Origin of the sequence: Amycolatopsis acidicola, assembly GCF_007713735.2 — a bacterium.
Classification (GTDB): Bacteria; Actinomycetota; Actinomycetes; order Mycobacteriales; family Pseudonocardiaceae; genus Amycolatopsis_E; species Amycolatopsis_E acidicola.
Window position 1 is genome coordinate 1 of sequence record NZ_VMNW02000131.1, and the last position, 17,399, is coordinate 17,399.

General features: G+C 72.0%; 21 protein-coding genes. 11 read left to right on the forward strand and 10 right to left on the reverse strand.

Features of this window, described 5'->3' with window-relative positions; genetic code table 11:
* Window positions 1–104: 104 nt before the first annotated feature.
* A complete protein-coding gene (locus tag FPZ12_RS42405; RefSeq protein ID WP_150980759.1) occupies window positions 105–758 on the reverse strand; it encodes a response regulator in 654 nt (217 codons plus the stop codon).
* Window positions 759–907: 149 nt separating this feature from the next.
* Between FPZ12_RS42405 and FPZ12_RS42410 the strand changes: the two genes are divergently transcribed.
* Window positions 908–1,498: a universal stress protein gene (locus FPZ12_RS42410; protein ID WP_150980761.1), complete on the forward strand. Its 591-nt coding sequence runs from the start codon at window positions 908–910 to the stop codon at window positions 1,496–1,498.
* A gap of 175 nt (window positions 1,499–1,673) precedes the next feature.
* Window positions 1,674–2,114 (forward strand): pyridoxamine 5'-phosphate oxidase family protein, encoded by a 441-nt coding sequence (locus tag FPZ12_RS42415; protein ID WP_243770313.1) that lies wholly within the window; start codon window positions 1,674–1,676, stop codon window positions 2,112–2,114.
* Window positions 2,115–2,119: 5 nt separating this feature from the next.
* On the opposite strand, the gene FPZ12_RS42420 is transcribed toward FPZ12_RS42415, so the two are convergent.
* On the reverse strand, window positions 2,120–3,841 hold the full coding sequence (locus FPZ12_RS42420) for a sensor histidine kinase (RefSeq protein WP_144758349.1): 1,722 nt from the start codon (window positions 3,839–3,841) through the stop codon (window positions 2,120–2,122).
* 156 nt (window positions 3,842–3,997) lie between these two features.
* Between FPZ12_RS42420 and FPZ12_RS42425 the strand changes: the two genes are divergently transcribed.
* Together FPZ12_RS42425 and FPZ12_RS42430 are read left to right on the forward strand one after the other, a co-directional pair.
* Entirely contained in the window at window positions 3,998–4,996 is a 999-nt protein-coding gene (locus tag FPZ12_RS42425; protein WP_144758351.1) for an Acg family FMN-binding oxidoreductase, read from the forward strand.
* On the forward strand, window positions 4,993–5,934 hold the full coding sequence (locus FPZ12_RS42430; protein WP_144758353.1) for an Acg family FMN-binding oxidoreductase: 942 nt from the start codon (window positions 4,993–4,995) through the stop codon (window positions 5,932–5,934). The genes FPZ12_RS42425 and FPZ12_RS42430 overlap by 4 nt, the downstream gene beginning before the upstream one ends.
* Window positions 5,935–6,057: 123 nt before the next feature.
* Here the strand turns inward: FPZ12_RS42430 and tenA are convergent, their stop codons facing one another.
* From tenA to FPZ12_RS42455, 5 genes are all read right to left on the reverse strand, one after another.
* A complete protein-coding gene (gene tenA / locus FPZ12_RS42435) occupies window positions 6,058–6,717 on the reverse strand; it encodes a thiaminase II (protein WP_144758355.1) in 660 nt (219 codons plus the stop codon).
* Window positions 6,717–7,382 (reverse strand): thiaminase II/PqqC family protein, encoded by a 666-nt coding sequence (locus tag FPZ12_RS42440; RefSeq protein WP_144758357.1) that lies wholly within the window; start codon window positions 7,380–7,382, stop codon window positions 6,717–6,719. Before FPZ12_RS42440 ends, tenA begins: the two co-directional genes overlap by 1 nt.
* A 45-nt stretch (window positions 7,383–7,427) precedes the next feature.
* Window positions 7,428–8,210 carry a sensor histidine kinase gene (locus FPZ12_RS42445; RefSeq protein ID WP_144758359.1) on the reverse strand — a complete coding sequence of 261 codons (783 nt, stop codon included), beginning with the start codon at window positions 8,208–8,210 and terminating at the stop codon, window positions 7,428–7,430.
* A gap of 142 nt (window positions 8,211–8,352) precedes the next feature.
* Window positions 8,353–8,787, reverse strand: coding sequence for an Hsp20/alpha crystallin family protein (locus FPZ12_RS42450; RefSeq protein WP_144758361.1), 435 nt, complete (start codon window positions 8,785–8,787; stop codon window positions 8,353–8,355).
* Window positions 8,788–8,886: 99 nt separating this feature from the next.
* Complete coding sequence (locus tag FPZ12_RS42455) at window positions 8,887–9,225, reverse strand: STAS domain-containing protein (protein ID WP_243770314.1); 339 nt, start codon at window positions 9,223–9,225, stop codon at window positions 8,887–8,889.
* 127 nt (window positions 9,226–9,352) lie between these two features.
* Here FPZ12_RS42455 and FPZ12_RS42460 point away from each other — a divergent pair, with 127 nt between their 5' ends.
* Genes FPZ12_RS42460 through FPZ12_RS42480 form a run of 5 tightly spaced genes read left to right on the forward strand, consistent with a single transcriptional unit; the run spans window position 9,353 to window position 13,227 of the window.
* A complete protein-coding gene (locus FPZ12_RS42460) occupies window positions 9,353–10,207 on the forward strand; it encodes an STAS domain-containing protein (protein ID WP_144758365.1) in 855 nt (284 codons plus the stop codon).
* The gene (locus tag FPZ12_RS42465) at window positions 10,207–10,569 is read left to right on the forward strand and encodes an STAS domain-containing protein (protein ID WP_144758367.1); all 363 of its coding nucleotides are present in this window, start codon (window positions 10,207–10,209) and stop codon (window positions 10,567–10,569) included. Before FPZ12_RS42460 ends, FPZ12_RS42465 begins: the two co-directional genes overlap by 1 nt.
* Entirely contained in the window at window positions 10,566–10,985 is a 420-nt protein-coding gene (locus tag FPZ12_RS42470) for an anti-sigma regulatory factor (protein WP_144758368.1), read from the forward strand. The genes FPZ12_RS42465 and FPZ12_RS42470 overlap by 4 nt, the downstream gene beginning before the upstream one ends.
* Window positions 10,982–11,977, forward strand: a complete 996-nt coding sequence (locus FPZ12_RS42475; RefSeq protein ID WP_144758369.1) for an ATP-binding protein — start codon at window positions 10,982–10,984, stop codon at window positions 11,975–11,977. Before FPZ12_RS42470 ends, FPZ12_RS42475 begins: the two co-directional genes overlap by 4 nt.
* Complete coding sequence (locus FPZ12_RS42480) at window positions 11,974–13,227, forward strand: PP2C family protein-serine/threonine phosphatase (protein ID WP_243770315.1); 1,254 nt, start codon at window positions 11,974–11,976, stop codon at window positions 13,225–13,227. Before FPZ12_RS42475 ends, FPZ12_RS42480 begins: the two co-directional genes overlap by 4 nt.
* 7 nt (window positions 13,228–13,234) lie before the next feature.
* Here FPZ12_RS42480 and FPZ12_RS42485 read toward each other — a convergent pair whose 3' ends face one another.
* Window positions 13,235–13,630, reverse strand: coding sequence for an ATP-binding protein (locus tag FPZ12_RS42485; protein ID WP_279537873.1), 396 nt, complete (start codon window positions 13,628–13,630; stop codon window positions 13,235–13,237).
* An 89-nt stretch (window positions 13,631–13,719) separates the two neighbouring features.
* Between FPZ12_RS42485 and FPZ12_RS42490 the strand changes: the two genes are divergently transcribed.
* On the forward strand, window positions 13,720–15,288 hold the full coding sequence (locus FPZ12_RS42490; protein ID WP_243770316.1) for an acyl--CoA ligase family protein: 1,569 nt from the start codon (window positions 13,720–13,722) through the stop codon (window positions 15,286–15,288).
* On the opposite strand, the gene FPZ12_RS42495 is transcribed toward FPZ12_RS42490, so the two are convergent.
* Window positions 15,271–15,651, reverse strand: a complete 381-nt coding sequence (locus FPZ12_RS42495; RefSeq protein ID WP_144758371.1) for a PPOX class F420-dependent oxidoreductase — start codon at window positions 15,649–15,651, stop codon at window positions 15,271–15,273. The two genes, FPZ12_RS42490 and FPZ12_RS42495, sit on opposite strands and share 18 nt — an antisense overlap.
* Window positions 15,652–15,706: 55 nt before the next feature.
* Entirely contained in the window at window positions 15,707–16,474 is a 768-nt protein-coding gene (locus FPZ12_RS42500) for a sulfite exporter TauE/SafE family protein (protein WP_144758372.1), read from the reverse strand.
* 85 nt (window positions 16,475–16,559) lie between these two features.
* Here FPZ12_RS42500 and FPZ12_RS42505 point away from each other — a divergent pair, with 85 nt between their 5' ends.
* Window positions 16,560–17,321, forward strand: coding sequence for an AraC family transcriptional regulator (locus tag FPZ12_RS42505; protein ID WP_144758374.1), 762 nt, complete (start codon window positions 16,560–16,562; stop codon window positions 17,319–17,321).
* Window positions 17,322–17,399 lie beyond the last annotated feature (78 nt).

Consider the following 17,399-nt stretch of genomic DNA (forward strand, 5'->3'; position numbering starts at 1 on the left):
CCCTCCCTGACGCGGACCGGCCGGGGCAGAGTCGAAGGACCCTTTCCCAGGGGCCGAATTCCACTCGTCCACAGTGGATCATCGCCGGGCTCCACTGTGGACGTTCAGCGGCGCGGCCGCCCGCCCCGCTCCTCGCGCATCTTCGTGGCCAGCACCGCCGCCTGAGTGCGCCGCTCAAGGCCGAGTTTGGTCAGCAACCGGGACACGTAGTTCTTCACCGTCTTCTCGGCGAGGAACATTCGCTCGGAGATCTGCCGGTTGGTGAGTCCCTCACCGATCAGGTCCAGCAGCGTGCGCTCGCGCTCGGACAGCCCGGCCAGCGGGCCGGTCTCGGCCGCGTCCGAGCGCAGCTTGGCCATCAGGGTGGCCGCGGCCCGGTTGTCCAGCAGCGAGCGGCCCGAGCCGACCTCGCGCACCGCGGAGATCAGCTGGAAACCCTGGATGTCCTTGATGACGTAGCCGCCCGCGCCGGCGAGGATCGCGTTGAGCATCGCCTCCTCGTCGGTGTAGGAGGTCAGCATCAGCACGTTCAGCTCGGGCAGCCGGGAACGCAGGTCCCGGCACAGCTCGATGCCGTTGCCGTCGGGGAGCCGCACGTCCAGCAGCGCCAGATCCGGCTTCAGCGCGGGGATGCGCGCGAGCGCCTGCGCGGCCGTCGGCGCCTCCCCGACGACCGAGAGGTCCGGATCGGCCTCCAGCAGGTCCGCCACCCCCCGCCGGACGACCTCGTGGTCGTCGACAAGGAACACTGTGATCACCGCGTTCACCTCCGGGTCCGGTCCCAGGGCCCCCAGCCTAGGCCGCGTCGCCCCCGGCTACCTACCGGCGAAGGGGTAGGGCACAAGGACCCCGGCGCCGGGGACGCGCGGCTCTGCCGCCGCGCGTCCCCCGCGCGCACACTGGGCCGATGGCCGCGCGGCGTTCGATCCTCGCCGGCGTGGACGGTTCGCCAGGGGCCCTGCACGCCGTGCGCTGGGCTGCCGGCGAAGCCGCGCGCCGGCACGTCTCGCTCCGGCTGTGTCACGTACGCGGCGAGGGCGGGGAGCGGGGCGGGGAATGGCTTCGTGCGGCCGAATGGGCCGCGCGCGACCTGGCGCCCGGGATCGAAGTGCGCCGCCTTTCCCCGTCCGGTGAGGTGTGCCCGACGCTGGTCCGCGAGAGCGCCGACGCCGCGTTGACCGTGCTCGGTCCCGGCCCCGTCGCGGTCGCCGTGGCGGCCGCGTGCAGTCCGGTCGTCGTGGTGCGCGGGCGCACACCGGGGGAGCCGCCGCCCGACGGCGGCCCGGTCGTCGCCGGTGGTTCCGGCGCGGCGGTGGAGTTCGCCGCCGGGGAGGCCGTGTTGCGTGGCGCCGGACTGATTTCGGCGCCGGGCAGCCTGCTCGTCCGTTCGGCCGGGGCGCGGCTGGTGGTGGTCGGGGCTGGCGCGGCGGCCGGGCTCGGCGAGACCGCGCTGGCACTGCTGCGGCACGGCGGCTGCCCGGTGGCCGTCGTCCGCTGAGCACGGGCGTCCACAGTGGAACCGTTGGGAACAAAGGACTTCCCTCCGGGGCCGTACGCTGTGGACGGCGTCCGCGGCTTGATCGTTCCGGGGACTTTGTGCCCTTTCCCGCGCACCGGGAGCGGGACGAAAATGGCGGGGTGTCTTCGACGGCAGGGCCATGCCGGGGCCGGGCATGACCGCTCCCAGGTTCCAGCAGCTCACCCGCGCGGAGGCCCTCGGCCTGCTCGGCAGCGTCGGCGTGGGCCGCATCGTGTTCACTCATCAGGCGCTGCCCGCGATCCGGCCGGTCAGCCACCTCATCGACGGCGGCCAGGTGATCATCCGCGGCAACGCGGACGCGGGCCTGTCCTCGGCGCTGGACACCGTGGTCGCCTATGAGGCCGACGTGGTCTCCGAGTCGGGCCAGGTCAGCTGGAGCGTGATCGTGACCGGGGTGGCCCGGCGGCTGCGCGCGGGGCCCGCGCTGACGCGCTACGAGGAACTGCTGCGGCCGTGGACCCCGGGCGAGCCCGGCGGGGACTACGTCGTGCGCATCCACCCCGAACTCGTCACCGGCTTCAGTCTGGTCGAGAAGGTCGAGAAGAAGGAGCCGGACGCGGGCGTCGGCGCCTGAGCGCGTCAGGAAACCGGCGCACGCCAGACGAGCCGGGTGCCGCCGCTTTCCGGGGTCTCCACGACGAAACTCCCGCCCGCGTCCCGTGCCCGCGCCGCGAGGTTGCGCAGCCCGCTGCGCGCGGTGTTCGCGGGCATCCCGGCCCCGTCGTCGGTCACGTCGATCACCAGATCGTCCCGCACCGACACGACCACCGACAGGGTGCGCGCGCGGGAATGCCGCACGGCGTTGGAAAGCGCTTCCCGCAGCACCGCTTCGGCGTGCTCGGCCAGCTCGGCGGAGATGACGCCCAGCGGCCCGGACATCCGTGCCGTGGTCTGCATCGGGGCCTCTCCGGTGACCTCGGCGATGATCTCGTGCAGCCGCTTGCGGACCTGGCTCGTGCCCTCCAGCCCGCCGTGCAGGTCGAAGATCGCGGTCCGGATCTCGGCGATGATGTTCTGCACGTCGTCGATCATGTCGGCCAGCCTGCGCTGGATGTCCGGCGAGCGGGTGCGCAGCCGCGTGCTCTGCAGCGAAAGCCCGTGCGCGAACAGCCGCTGGATCACGTGGTCGTGCAGATCGCGCGCGATCCGGTCCCGGTCCGCGAGTACTTCCAGCTCGTACAGGCGCCGCTGGTCGTCCGCCAGCTGCAGGGCCAGCGCCGCCTGGTCGGCGAACGACGCCGCGAACGGCAGATGCGCGGGGTCGAAGTTCTCCGTGCCCGCGCTGCGCACCGCGACCAGCACCCCGGACACCGATTCCGCCGACGCGCGCAGCGGCAGCAGCAGGACCGGGCCGAGCTTCTCTTCCACCCCTTCGGAAACGTCGTAGCGCATGCCCGGCAGCTGGCGGGGGACCGCGTCCCGGAACACCAGCCCGCAACTGGACCCTTCGACCGGGATCTCCCGCCCGCTCAGGTTCGACGGCTCGAGCCCGGCGCTCCGTGTGACCACCAGCGTGGTGACTTCCGCGGCAGGCAGCTCCGGATCGTCGGGCTGGGCGAGGAAGGCGAAGTCCGCGCCGGTGAGCGTCAGCGCCCGGTTCACGATCAGATGCAGGACGTCGCGCGGGTCGGTCGCGCCGAGCAGCTCCGCGCGGATCTCGCTGGTGGCCTCCTGCCACTGCTGCCGCAACCGGGTTTCCTCGTACAGGCGCGCGTTTTCCACCGCGATGCCCGCCGCGGCCGCGAGTGCCTGCACCACCACCTGGTCGTCCTCGGTGAACGGTTGCCCGCCTGTCTTCTCGGTGAGGTAGAGATTCCCGAACACCTTGTCCCGCACCAGGATCGGCACCCCGAGGAAGCTCTTCATCGGCGGATGACCCGCCGGGAACCCCGCCGACGCCGGATGCTGCGAAAGATCGGCCAGCCGCAACGGTTTCGGCTGCTCGATGAACAACCCCAGCAGCCCGTGGCCCGCGGGCAGGTCGCCGATTTCCCGGCGGGTCTCCTCGTCGATGCCCTCGTAGACGAACTCCGCCAGGCCGGTGCCGTCGGGGCCGAGCACGCCCAGCGCGCCGTAGGAGCAGTCCACCAGGTCGATCGCCGCGTGCACGATCCGGCGCAGCGTGGCATCCAGCTCCAGGCCCGCGGCGACCGCGAGCATCGCTTCCAGCAGCAGGTCGAGCTGGTCGCGCGCGCTCACCAGCTGTTCGACCCTGTCCTGGACCTCGCCGAGCAGTTCCCGCAGCCGCAGCTGGGAAAGCGTGCCACGCAAGGACGGCTGGCCGCTCCCTTCTCCGGGCATGCAGCCAAGCTTGGCACCGACCGGGCCGGAAAACCAGGACGCCGCGCGGCCGGCGCCAAGGGCACAAAGACCCGGCAAATGGGGCCACCGGCCCCTGCCCCGCCGGAGGCCTCCCGCGAGATCGTGCCAGCGGACCCAGCCCCCGGGAGCATCGCGATGACCGCAACCCACCACCCGCAGCAGCCGGATCCGGTCGCGTTCGCGCTGGAGGCGGCCGTGCGGGCACCGTCCCCGCACAACACGCAGCCCTGGCGTTTCGAACTCGGCCGCGACCGGATCGACGTCGTGCTCGACTCCGGCCGCGTGCTCGCGGTCGCCGACCCTGACGCCAGGGAAGCCCGGTTGTCCTGTGGCGCTGCGATTCTGAACATCCAGCTCGCGCTCCGCGCCGCCGGGCGCGCGTCGACCGTGCGGCTCCTGCCCGAGCGCGCGCGACCGGAGCTGATGGGCACGATCATGCTCCGCACGGTGTGCACGCCGACGCCCGAGGACCGGGCGCTGGCGCGGGCGGTGCAGGTGCGGCGCAGCAACCGCCGCCCGTTCACCGACCGGCCGGTTCCGTTGTGGGTGCGGCACGCGCTGCTCCATTCGGCGGCGGTCGAGGGCGCGGAACTTTCGTTGCTGGAACGCCCCGCCGACGTCGACGAGCTTGCCGCGTTGCTGCGCCACGCGGAAAACCTGCAGCAGGCGGACCCGGCTTTCCAGGCGGAGCTGAGGAAGTGGACCTGCGGCGACGGCGATCGCGACGACGGGGTGCCGGCCGGGGTGGGCGGTCCGCGCCCGGCACCGGGATCCTTGTTGACGCCACGCGAATACCCGGGGCAGGCCAGCCGTCCGGAACGTCCGTACGAACGTGAACCGCTGGTGGCGGTGCTCGGCTCGTTCACCGACACGCCGCTCGCGCAGCTGCGCACCGGGCAGGCGATGCAGCGGGTGCTCCTGACCGGCACGACCGCCGGGGTGAGCGCGTCGTTCCTTTCGCAGCCGGTGGAAATCGCGCACACCCGCATCGCGCTGCGCCGGCTGCTCGGCGATCGCGCGCACCCGCAGGTGGTGCTGCGCCTCGGATATGGCTTCGCCGCGCCGCCGACGCCGCGGCGCCGGCCGGAATCCGTCACCCGGCACCGTTCCGTGACGGAAGGAGCGGCGCGATGACGTGGTCGGCCACCGAAACCGGGGTGCTGGTGGGCGCCGCGGGCCGCGCGCCCTCGGTGCACCACAGCAGACCCTGGCTCATCGAACCCCGCGACGGCGAGGTCCGGCTCGTCGAGCTGCCCGACGCCGGGCCGCCCCGGCACGACCCGGCCGGCCGGGACCGGATGATCTCCTGCGGGGCGGCGCTGGCCAATCTCGAACTCGCCGTGCGGGCATTGGGTTTCGAGCCGGCGCTGACGTTGTTCCCCGAACCTGCCCGGCCGGAGCTCGTGGCGCGGCTGCGGATCGCGGGACGCAAGGACGCGAGCGCCGAAGAGGTCGAGCGCTACTCGGCGATCTTCCGGCGGCGCAGCTACCGCGCCCCGTTCAGCCTGCACCCCGTGCCGCCCACCGTGCTGCGGGTGCTCGTGCTCGCCAGTACCTCGCCCGGCGTCGAAATCCGGGCGGTGCGGGGCGTGCCGGAGTTCACCGCGCTCGCGGATCTGCTGTCACTGGCGGCGAAAACCCTGCGGGAGGACCACGCGTACCAACGCGAACTGGTCGCGTGGACCGCCCGGTTCCCCGAGCGGTTCGAGGACGCCGCGACGGTGCCGTGGACCGGCCTGGTCACCGCCCGCACCACGTTGCCCGACCGGATCACGCTCATCGAACGGCTCCGCACCGAGACGATGCTCGTGCTGGTCACCGCTTCCGACACCCGCACCGACCACGTGCTCGCCGGGATGGCGCTGCAGCGCGGCTGGCTGGCCGCGATCACCTCGGGACTCGCCGGATCGGTGCTGACGCAACCCTTGCGGCTGCCCGAAGTGCGGGCCGGCCTCGTGGACCGCTTGCGGCTGGGCGGATATCCCCAGCTGATCCTGCGGTTCGGCTACCCGGTCACCGCCACGCCCGCGACCCCGGTCGCGGCATTGGCCGCCCGGCCACGGGAGGGTTGAGCTAGGGACTGAATTCCCACCCGCCAGCCCGACCACCACCCCCGGCGGACGCGCTCGAGGGCCGTGTTCCCACCACAGTCGGCGCTGTCCTCGCCAGCGGCTCCGCCACTGACAAAACACCACCTAGCCGCCGGGTTGGGTGAGTGAGGGCCAGCTTTCCTGCTGCCAGGCCATTTCCCAGAAGGCCAGTTCGTAGCGGCTGCTGGCCAGGAACACCCGCTCGAGCCCGGCGCTCCAGGTATACCGGTCGGTCAACTCGCGCAGCCAGCCGACGAGATCGCCGAACTCCGCCGACGAGTACATCCGCACCCAGCTCGCGTAGCGGTCGTGCGCGCCATCGGCGGCCAGGCGCAGGCCGATCTCGTTGAACCCCCACATGCACGGCAGGAGAGCGACGAGCAGCTCGGCGAAATCCCCGACCGCGGCCGAGCGCAGCAGGAAATCGGCGTAGCCACGGGTGGTCGGGGCAGGCTCCTCGCGTTCGAGCGCGCCGGGATCGATCCCCAGCTCGGCCGAATACGACCGGTGCAGCGCCATTTCCTCGTTCAGCGTCTCGTGCAGCAGCCCGGCGAACCGCGTCATCGTCTCCAGGTCGGGGGAGCGCGCGGCCGCCAGCGCGAGCAGCCGGGCGTACTCCACGAGGAATACGTAGTCCTGCCGGATCCAGAACCGGAACCGTTCGGGCTCCAGGCTTCCGTCGCCGAGCCCTCGCACGAACGGATGCGCGTGCTGCGCCTGCCAGATCTCGTCGGCCGCCGACCGCAGTTGCTCGCTCAGTGCCACTAAAGTCCTTCCGCCAGCGCGTCCCAGAACGCGAGTTCGTACGCCTGCAACAGTCTCGTGGCGCGGCGGGCCCGCACCGGTGACTCCCCGTCGGCGAGTCCCTCGGCGATCACGGCCAAGGCGTGCTCCTCGAACCCGGGCGGGGGTTCGGCGAAGAACTCGAAGAACGCGACCGCCTCGTCCGTGGCGCCGTAGACCGAGCGCAGCGTGGCGGCCACCTGGCCGCAGTTCTCGCCCCACGCGGCCAGATTCGCGGTGAAGGCGAGCGCGACGTCGGCGCGGGAGCCGTTGAGCGCGAGCCACGAGACGAAGGCCGGATACGCCTGCGCGCCCGGGCGCGGCTCGTAGGCCAGCATCTCCTCGACCGGGAGCCCCAGCCAGGAGGTGAACCCGGCGAGCGCGTCCAGCGCGGTTCCCTCGCCTCCGGCGAGGCCGAGGAAGAAGTCACCGGCTTCGCCGTCGGGGAACCGGGCGGCCAGGTGCGCGAAACTCCGCCGGTCACTGCCGACGATCAGCGCCTGCTCGGCGGCCAGCGCCCGCAACCGGCCTTCGGGCACCTCGTGCCCGGCGAGGAGATCCAGGAACCGGTGATCACTGATGGCCTTGGCCGTGTCGGCCAGTTCGCCGCGGGCCCGCGCCACCAGTTCGCTCGCGTCGTCGTTCATCTCGCTCCCTCCGCTCACCCCCCTGGCTACCCGCGGAGCGGGAGATCAAAAGACGGGCGATTCCGCGGCCGGAGTATGCCCGAAGCCCGTTCTTCGCGTGCCGAGACAGGTTCCGGCTCCGTCGTCCTGGACTTCGATTTCGTTGTGGTGCAGGCGGATCGTCACGTTCGTCGCGCTCGCCCGGCGGACCACGTCGGCCAGCGCGTCCCGCACGACGCGGAGAGCTTCCTCGTGCAGTTCCACGGGTGGCTCGCCCGTGCATTCGACCCGCACCCGCAGGCCCGTGGCGGCCTCGACGGAAGCGGCGTGCACCCGGACGGCCTCGGTGAACGCACCGTCCAATGCGGTCGGATGCAGGCGCGCGACGAAGGCCCGCAGTTCGGTCAGCGTGGCCGTGGACAGCGTCAGCAGCTCCTCCGACGCCTGCTCCGCCGGCCCGGGTTCGTGGAGCCGCCGGCGCAGGTTGCCGGCGCTCCTGCGCAGCGAAAAGACTTGGGGCACCAGGGTTTCGCTCAGCTCCCGGGCCATACTCGCGCGTTCGGCCAGCGCGCCTTCCAGGCGCAGCGCGGCCACCGCCGCCTCGGCGGCACGGCGGTTCAGGAAGTCCATTGTGGACTCGTCGGGCGGGTGGCCGCGGTCGTAGTAGGCCGTCAGCACCCCGATCCGCTGCCCGTGCAGGTGCACGTGCAGTGGCAGACTGATCGCCCCGCAGCCGGAAACGTCCTCGCGGCCAGCCTGCACCGAAAACCCCGCGCCGGCGATGCGCACCGAGTGCACCCGCCCTGTCAGCACAGTGTCCGCGGCCAGCTCGCTCAGGGTGTCTGCCACCGGCCCAGTATCGCCGGGTGGCCCCGCCAACGGAATACGTGCGGCGCCCCGGTTCTCCAGGCGGTCAACACCTCCCGCGCGCCGGAGTGCCCGGAGCGGGGCTGCCGCTCCGGGCCCTCCGGCGACGACGGGCGGAAAGCGCTTACTTGCCGGTGATCTCGATGCGCCGCGGCTTGGCCGCGTCGACCTTCGGCACCCGGACGGTCAGCACGCCCTCGTCGAGCACCGCCTCGACCTTGTCGCCGTCCACGTCGCGCGGAAGTGTTACGCGGTAGGAGAACTGGCCGGTGCGGCGGGCACGGCGGTGGAAGCGGCCCTCGCGTTCCTTCTCCTTCAGCTCGCCCGTGACGGCCACCAGATTGCCGGTCACTTCCACGGCGATGTCCTCGCGGACGACCCCGGGCAGCTCCACGTCGAGCACGTACTCCTGCTCGGTCTCCGACACGTCGGCGCGCGGCGCCCACGCCTGGGAAGGCTGCTCGGGCCGGCCGGCGAACTGATCGAACCAGCGGTCGAGGTCACGGAACGGGTCCCAGCGGGTCAAGGTGCCGGCCGGGCGAATGGCGGTCTGCGCCATCTCGCTCACCTCCTGAAAACTCCGGCCCGCCCATCGGGCCGTTCACTCCGCACAACGGAGTTGAGCCGCCCATTGTTCCCAAAGTTGAGTGCCATCGACTCAATCTCTGAGAGCGAACACGTCGGCCAGCCCGGTCAGGTCCAGGATCCGGCGCGCGTAGGGGTTGACGTTGACCAGCGTGATCTCGCCGCCGCGCTCGTGGGCCCGCGAGTGGGCGCGCACGAGCGCGCTGATGCACGCCGAGTCGAAGAAGGACAGGTCCGCGAAGTCGAACTCCAGCTTCTCGCTGCCGCCGTCGAGGAGTTCGAGCACCGCCTGGTCGAGTTGCTGCACCGCGGAGTGGTCGATCTCGCCCAGCAGCTTGATCCGCCCGGTCCTCCCGGAGCTCTCCACCGTGACCGCGCTCCCGCGCGCCCCGACGCCCTCGCCCTTTCTCACAACAGGTCTCTCCTCTTCGTCCGGGGCCCCGGTTTGTTCTCCCGTGGCGGGTGATTTAGCTTTGCCGCAAAGCAGGAACAACCTTGCGCGGACGTTACCGTGTCCGTGGCGGCGGAGCTGGGGAGCGATGAGCACACCTTCGGACGCGGAGATCAACTCCATTGTCGGCGAGTTTCTCGAGCGGCGCAGGGAAAGCATCGTCGCCGACTGGTCGGGGGCGCGGTTCTTCCAGGGCACGGACCAGGAACAGGCCGTGCTCGACGGCGGCGAGGTGCTCACCGGGCTGCGCCGCGCGGTCGTCGCCGGCGACGGGGACAAACCCGACGCGGCGGGGTTCGCCGACATCCGCACTCTCTTGCAAGCCCTTGCCACGCAACAGGAACACGAGGCGGACCTGGTCTCGCAGACGGCCCGGCGCACCAGCGCGCTCAAGGCTTCGCTGCTGCGCCTGTGGCACGAGGAGCAGCTCGGCGACGGCGCGGAAGCGCGTGGCGCCGCCGTGCTCAGCGGCGCGGTCGACACCCTCGGCCTGATCCTGCTCGACGCCGCGATCACCGCGGGCCGCGACACCATCGCCAGCCAGCGCGAGCAGCTCGCCGAGCTGTCCACCCCGGTGATCAAGCTGTGGGACGGGATACTCGCGATCCCGCTGATCGGCACCCTGGACACCATGCGCAGCCAGGTCGCCACCGAGAGCCTGCTTGAGGCGATCCTCGACCAGCAGGCCAAGGTCGCCATCCTCGACATCACTGGCGTGCCGACGGTCGACACGATGGTCGCCCAGCACCTGCTGCGCACCGCGCTCGCCGCCCGGCTGATGGGCGCCGAATGCGTGATCAGCGGGATCCGGCCGCAGATCGCGCACACCATGGTGCAGCTGGGCATCGACCTCGGCGACGTGGTCACCAGGGCGCGGCTGGCCGACGCCTTCGAGTACGCGCTGGGCAGCCTCGGGCTCTCGGTCCGCCCGGACGGTGCGTGATGGCGCGCGTCCCGGTCGTCAACGTCGGCGGTGTCCTGCTGGTCAGCATCCAGGACGAGCTCGTCGACGATTCGGTGGCCGAACTGCAGCAGCACCTCACCGAGCAGGTGGTGGCGCAGCGCGCCCGCGGCGTGCTGATCGACATCTCCGTGCTCGACGTCGTCGACTCCTTCCTCGCGCGCACCCTGCACGACATCGCCGCGGCCACGTCGCTGCTGGCGGCCCAGACGGTCGTCGTCGGGATGCGTCCCGCGGTCGCGATCACCCTGGTCGAACTCGGCCTGATGCTGCCGGGGCTGCGCACCGCGCTGTCCGTGGACGACGGCCTGGCCCTCGTCGGCCACGGGACGGCACGTCCGTGAGCCGGGCGGGGTCGACCACGACGGTGGTGATCCAGACCGAAACCGACATCGTGCAGGTGCGCCAGGCGGCGCGGGAGGCCGCGGTCAGCGCGGGTTTCAGCCTGGTGCAGCAGACGAAACTCGTCACCGCGGCGAGCGAGCTGGCGCGCAACGCGCTGGTCTACGGCGGCGGCGGGAAGGCCGAGATCGAGCAGTCCGAAACGCCCGCGGCGAGCACCGTGCAGCTCACGTTCACCGACTCCGGGCCCGGCATCCCGGACATCGAGCGCGCGCTGACCGACGGCTACACCACCGGCTCGGGGCTGGGCCTCGGTCTCGGCGGGGCGCGCCGGCTGGCCGACCGGTTCCACATCGCGTCTTCGCCGGGCGAGGGCACCGTGATCACGCTCGCCATTTCCTGCCGCAGGAAGCCATGATCCGGACCGACCTCGTCGTGTCCGAGGACAGTCACGTGAGCCGCGCCCGGCGGCTCGCCGCCGCGGCCGCCCAGCAGGCAGGCCTGCCCAGCGCCCAGGTCCACCGGGTCGCGCTGGCCGCCACCGAGCTGGCCACGAACCTGACCAAGCACGCCGGCCGCGGGGTCATCTCGGTGATGCGGGTGCCGGGCGCGCTCGACGTGCTCGCCACCGACCGCGGCCCCGGCATCGCGCGGCTGGAAGAAAGCCTGCGCGACGGCTTTTCCACCACCGGCACGATGGGCGGCGGGCTCGGCAGCGCGCGCCGCGCCGCCGACTTCTTCGACGTGTACACCCTCGTCGGCCGCGGCACGGCCGTGCTCGCGCGCTGGCACACCGGCGACCCGGCGCTGCCCGGGCTGCGCCTCGGCGCCGCACGCCTGACGGCACCGGGCGAAACGGCGTGCGGCGACATGTGGGCTGCCGCCGAACACGACGGCGTGGTGACGGTCGCGCTCGCGGACGGGCTCGGCCACGGCGATCCCGCGGCGACCGCCGCCGGGGCCGCGGTCGAGCTGGTGTCCACGAGCGCGGGACTGCGCCCGGTCCGTATTCTCGACGTGATGCAGACAGCATTGGCCAGGACCCGCGGCGCGACCGTGGCCGTGGTGCAACTGGCCACGGCCGGGGAGACGCTGCGCTTCTGCGGGATCGGGAACATCTCCACCCGGCACTACCCGCGACCGGGCGAACGCGTGCGGCGGCTGCTTTCCCGGCCCGGCATCGTCGGGGCGTCGGCGGGCGGGCGTCCCGCCGAAACGGCCGAAGCCTGGTCCCGGGCGGGAACGCTCGTGCTGCACACTGACGGGGTGTCCGACCGCTGGAACGCCGAAGACTGGCCCGGCCTGTTCCGTCATGATCCGGCGGTCGCCGCGGCCTGGATACTCGGGCAGCACGGCCGCGGCCGCGACGACGCCTGTGTGGTGGTGGCCTCCGGGGGTGGCGCGCGGTGACCGGTACGGGCCTCGAGGACCTCGTGCGGGAGCTGCGCCAGACCGTCGAACGGCAGCAGCGGGAACTGCGCATGCACCGGTCCGAACTGGAGCAGACCAATGCCGGGCTGCTCGCGCTGCACGCCGAAGTGGAGCGGCAGCGTCAGCGCTCGGTGCTGCTGGACGAGGTGAGCCGCACGGTTTCGGCGTCCCTGCGCGGGCACGAGGTCGCGGAAGCGTTGGTGGACCTGGTGATCCGGGAGGGTGTCGCCACCTCCGCGGACGTGTGGCTGCTCGGTGACGACAGGCGCGTGCACCGCGAACCGCGTCCCGGCGGCAAACCCGACAACCTCGTGCAGCGCGTGCTGTCCACCCGTGAGCCCGTGACGGCGCCGGGCCGGATGCTGGCGCCGCTGACGGTCGGGCCGATCCTGATGGGCGCGCTCGACGTCCGCCACGACGGCGAGGAGTTCGGCGAGGACGACGTCGCGTTCGTCGTGGCCGTCGCCGCCCGCGCCGCCGTCGGGCTGCGCAACGCGGGGGAGTACGAGCGCGAACGTGAGATGGCGGAACGGCTTCAGCGCGCGATGCTGCCCACTTTGGACACTCCGGAAGACCTCGAGCTGTGCGCGCGGTACCTGCCCGCGGCGCGCGGGGTCAACGTCGGCGGCGACTGGTTCGACGCCTTCACCCGCGACGACGGCACGATCGTGCTCACCGTCGGGGACGTCACCGGGCACGGCCTCGACGCCGCGGTGATCATGGGGAAACTGCAGAACGCCTTGCGCGCGTACGCCACCGAGGGCCATGGCCCAGCCGAAACGCTGCGGCTGACGCACGGTCTCCTGCGCGGCTGGCACAGCCCGCTGCTGGCCACGGCGGTGGTGCTCGAGCTGCAGCTGGAAACCGGCCGCATCCGCTGGGCCAACGCCGGGCACCTGCCGGTTTTCGTGGCCGGGGCGGAGGGTGAGGTGCGCGCGCTGGACCAGCCGAACGCGCCGCTGATGGGCGTGCCGTTCGCCTTCGCCATCCACGAGTACGAGACCGGGCTGCGCCCCGGCGACACCGCGCTGCTCTACACCGACGGGCTGGTGGAGCGGCGTACCCGGCCGATCGACACCGGGATGGACCGGCTCGCCGAGGTGTTCGGTGACGTCGCGGATCTGGACACCGGCGAAGCGGGGGACAGGATCCTCGCCGAAATGCTCGGCACCGCGGACCACGACGACGACGTGTGCCTGCTGCTCTGCCGCTGGCTGGCGGGAGCCTGATTCCGGCTCAGTGAAGCCGGAACTCGGCCCACACCCACTTGCCGGGCGCGGCCGGGTCGTACCCCCACGCGGCGCTGATCGCCGCGACCATCGCGAGCCCGCGGCCGCGCGGCGAGGACTCGGTCAGCTGCCGCAGCACCGGCTCCGCGTCGGCTTCGTCGCGTACCGACAGGCGGACGACGTCCCCGATCCGCCGCACCGCGACGTCCACCGCGCCGTGCCCGTGCTCCAGCGCGTTGGTCACCAGTTCCGACGTGACCAGCACGATGTCCTCGACCACGTCTTCCGGCACCGCCCACGAACGCAGGGCCTCCGTCACGAAGCCCCGTGCTTCGCCCGCGGAACGCAGGCCGGGGGGAAGATGCCTGAGGGCGCTGGAGGTTTCGTCCAGCGCGTCGCTCACAAGACCTCTCGCACGCTTCGCTCCTCCGTCTCGGGCGTCACCGCCACAGTACTGGCCGATGCGGGCGGAGGCAGGCCGCTACGATCCGGATGAGGTGGCCGATCGACGAGGAAGAGGCCGGGATGAGCGCTGGACTGTCGTTCGAACCGCTGACTCCGGTCGCGTACCTGGACCGGGCGGCCTCGGCGCACGGCGACCGGATCGCGGTGATCGACGGCGCGCGCCGGTGGACCTACGCCGAGCTGCGGGACCGCTGTCGCCGGCTGGCGGGGGTGCTCGCCGCGCGGGCGCAGGGGCGGCCGGTGGCGGTGCTGGCGCCGAACACGCATGTGTTGCTGGAAGCCAACTTCGGTGTGCCGTGGGCGGGGGTGCCGTTGGTCGCGGTGAACACGCGGCTCTCGGCGGCGGAGATTTCCTATATCCTCGCCCATTCCGAAGCGTCGGTGCTGATTCACGACCCGGCGTTCGACGGGCTGGTGTCGAAACTGGACACGAAGCCGGAGACGACGATCCGCGCGGGGGAGGAGTACGAGGCGCTGCTGGCCGCGGCGGAGCCGTTCGCGGTGACGCCGGACGACGAGCGTTCGCTGCTGTCGATCAACTACACGTCCGGTACCACCGGGCGCCCGAAAGGCGTGATGTACCACCATCGCGGCGCGTACCTGCAGGCGCTCGCGATGGTCGGGCACACGGGACTTTCGCCGTCTTCGGTGCATTTGTGGACGCTGCCGATGTTCCACTGCAACGGCTGGTGCTTCCCGTGGGCGGTCACCGCGGCCGCGGCCACGCACGTGTGCCTGCCGAAGGTGGAGCCGGCGGAGGTGTGGCGGCTCATCCGCGAGGAGGGCGTGACCCACCTCAACGGCGCGCCGACGGTGCTGTCGATGCTCGCGTACGCGCCCGAAGCCGCGCCGGTGGACGTTCCGGTGCGGGTGGCCACCGGAGGTGCCCCGCCGTCGCCCGCGATCCTGCGGCGGATGGGGGAGCTGGGCTTCGACGTGACGCACCTCTACGGGCTCACGGAGACCTTCGGCCCGGCGATGATCTGCGACTGGCGCCCGGAATGGAACGGGCTCGACGCCGATGCGCAGGCGAGGCTCAAGGCGCGTCAGGGGGTGGGGAACATGATCGCCTGCCAGGCAAGGGTGATCGGCCCGGACGGCGGGGACGTGCCCGCGGACGGCGCGTCGGTGGGCGAGATCTCCTTGCGGGGCAACAACGTCATGCTCGGCTACCTCAAGGACGAAGAGGCCACCCGCGCCGCGGCGCCGGACGGCTGGTTCCGCACCGGCGACCTCGGCGTCGTGCACCCCGACGGGTACGTGGAACTGCGCGACCGCAGCAAGGACGTGATCATCTCGGGTGGGGAGAACATCGCCTCGGTCGAGGTGGAACAGGCGCTCGCGGACCATCCCGCGGTGCTGGAGGCGGCGGTGGTCGCGCGGCCCGACGAGCGCTGGGGCGAGGTGCCCGCCGCCTACGTCACGCTCCGGGAAGGGGCGAAGGCGGGCGAGCGGGAGCTGATCGAGTTCGTGCGGGAACGCCTGGCGCATTTCAAGGCGCCCCGATCGGTGGAGTTCGGGCCGCTGCCCAAGACCTCGACCGGCAAGATCCGGAAGTACGTGCTGCGCGAGCGTGCGTCAGGGGAGCGGGCGTAGCACGTAGTGCAGGGTCTTCCAGTGCTTCAAGCGATGGGAGACCGGCACGAGGACCCCGTGCAGGATCGGGTGACTGCGCGCGAGCAGGCGCTTCGCGTGCGCGGCTTCGTCGCCCTCGACGAGGCGGACCGTGGCGCGCATCGCGGGGCCTTTCGTCTTGCCGGACAGGGAAGACGGGGCGATTTCCACTTCGGGGTTGTTGCGCATCCGCTTGACCTTCCACGCCGCGTCGTAGGTGTGGAAGTAGGCGTGATCGCCCTCGACGGCGAGCGTGACCGGGGTGCCGACGGGCGTCCCGTCGCGTTTGAAGGTGGTGAGCAGGGCCGTGTTCTGCTTCGCGAAAGTGGCGAGTGTCGTTGTCATGCCCCGGGGACGGGGCGGCGGCCGGGAACGTGACAGCTACCGGGCGAGCCGGTCGTCATTCCAGCACGACGGCGCCGAGCGCCACGGCGAGCAGTGCGACGTACGCGACCGCGTGCGCCCTGTCCGGGATGCGCCCGGGCACCCGCCGCAGCGCCGCGATCGTGGGCAGCGAACCGGCCAGCAGCGCCGCGCCGGCGACCAGGTCCACCGAACCGGCCTGCCCGCCGCCCGTGCTGGTGCCCGCGAAGAGGTAGACGACGGTCGCGATCACGGCCACCGGGACGGTCAGCGGGTTGGCCATCGCGGCGGCTTCGGCCATCGGCAAACCCTTGCGCCGCAACAGAGGTACGGTCATCACGCTGCCGCCGACGCCGAGGAAGCTCGCCACCGCCCCGATCACCGTGCCGCCCGCGGTCGAGGTGAATCGGCTGAGCGGGCGTGGCGCGGAGTCGGCGCGTGCGAGGAAACCGCGCCTGAGCAGACTGTCCACAATGGTCAGAGCGAGATAGGCGATGAACAGCGCGCGCAACAAGGAGTCCCCGGCGAACGTCGCAGCGAAGGCGCCGATCACCGAGCCGATCGCGACGAAACCGGCCAGCGGCCACAGGTATTCCGGGCGCAGCCTGCCCGCTCGCCACTGCGTGATGGCGGCGCCCGCCGAGTTGACCACCATCACCGCCGCCGAAGTCGCGACCGCCACGTGCATGGAGTCCACCAGCGCGACGACGGGGACGGTGACGAAGCCGCCGCCGAATCCGAACAGGACGGTGGTGACGCCGCTGAGGCAGCCGAACCCCAGGAGGATCAGGATCGTCGTGAGCACCGCATCGACGCTAGGCCGGGCCGGTGCGGCGGGCAATCGAAAGATCGCCAGGTTCTTTCGCGGATCGGACAGCTATCTTGGGGTGGTGCGCAACGTACCGCTCGACGAGGTCGACCACCTCGACCGCGACGTGCTCGCGATCGGCACCGACTACCCGCCGGACCACCTGCTGCCGTGGCATCACCATCGCCGGGCGCAGTTCCTCTACGGCACCGGCCCGATGCGCGTTGAGACCGCGGACGGCACGTGGACGGTGCCGCCGCAACGGGCGGTCCTGATCCCGGCGGAGACGGCGCACCAGGTCACCATGATCGATGTCAGCACGCGGAGCCTGTACCTGGAACCGGCTGCCGTGCCGTGGTTCCCGCGCCGTTGCCAGGTGGTGGAGGTGTCGCCGCTGCTGCGGGAGCTGGTGGCCGAAGCGGTGGAACTGCCCGCGCGCTACGCCCGGCGCGGGCGCGACGCCACGCTGATGAGCCTGATCCTGCACGAACTCGCCCGCCTCGCCCCGCTCCCGCTCGACCTGCCCCTCCCGCGCGACGAACGCCTGCGCGCCCGCTGCAAGTCCTTTGTGGACGATCCGCGGATCCACGAACCACCCGCGCGCTGGGCGGCGGAGCTGCATGTCAGCGAGCGGACCCTGCACCGCCTTTTCCAGGCGGAGACGGGGATGAGCTTCGCGCGGTGGCGGCAGCGGGCGTGCGTGCTGCACTCGCTGCCGCTGCTCGCCAACGGCCACCCGGTGGCGGAGGTGGCGACGTCGCTCGGGTACGCGAGCCCGGCCGCGTTCACGACGATGTTCCAGCGCGTACTCGGCACCCCGCCGAGCGGCTTCCGGGCGCGGTGATTCGTGGGGGTGGTTGATGGGGTACGCGGCGGGCGTGCGTCCGGTGGTGTTTCGTGGGGTACGCGGCGGGCGTGCGTC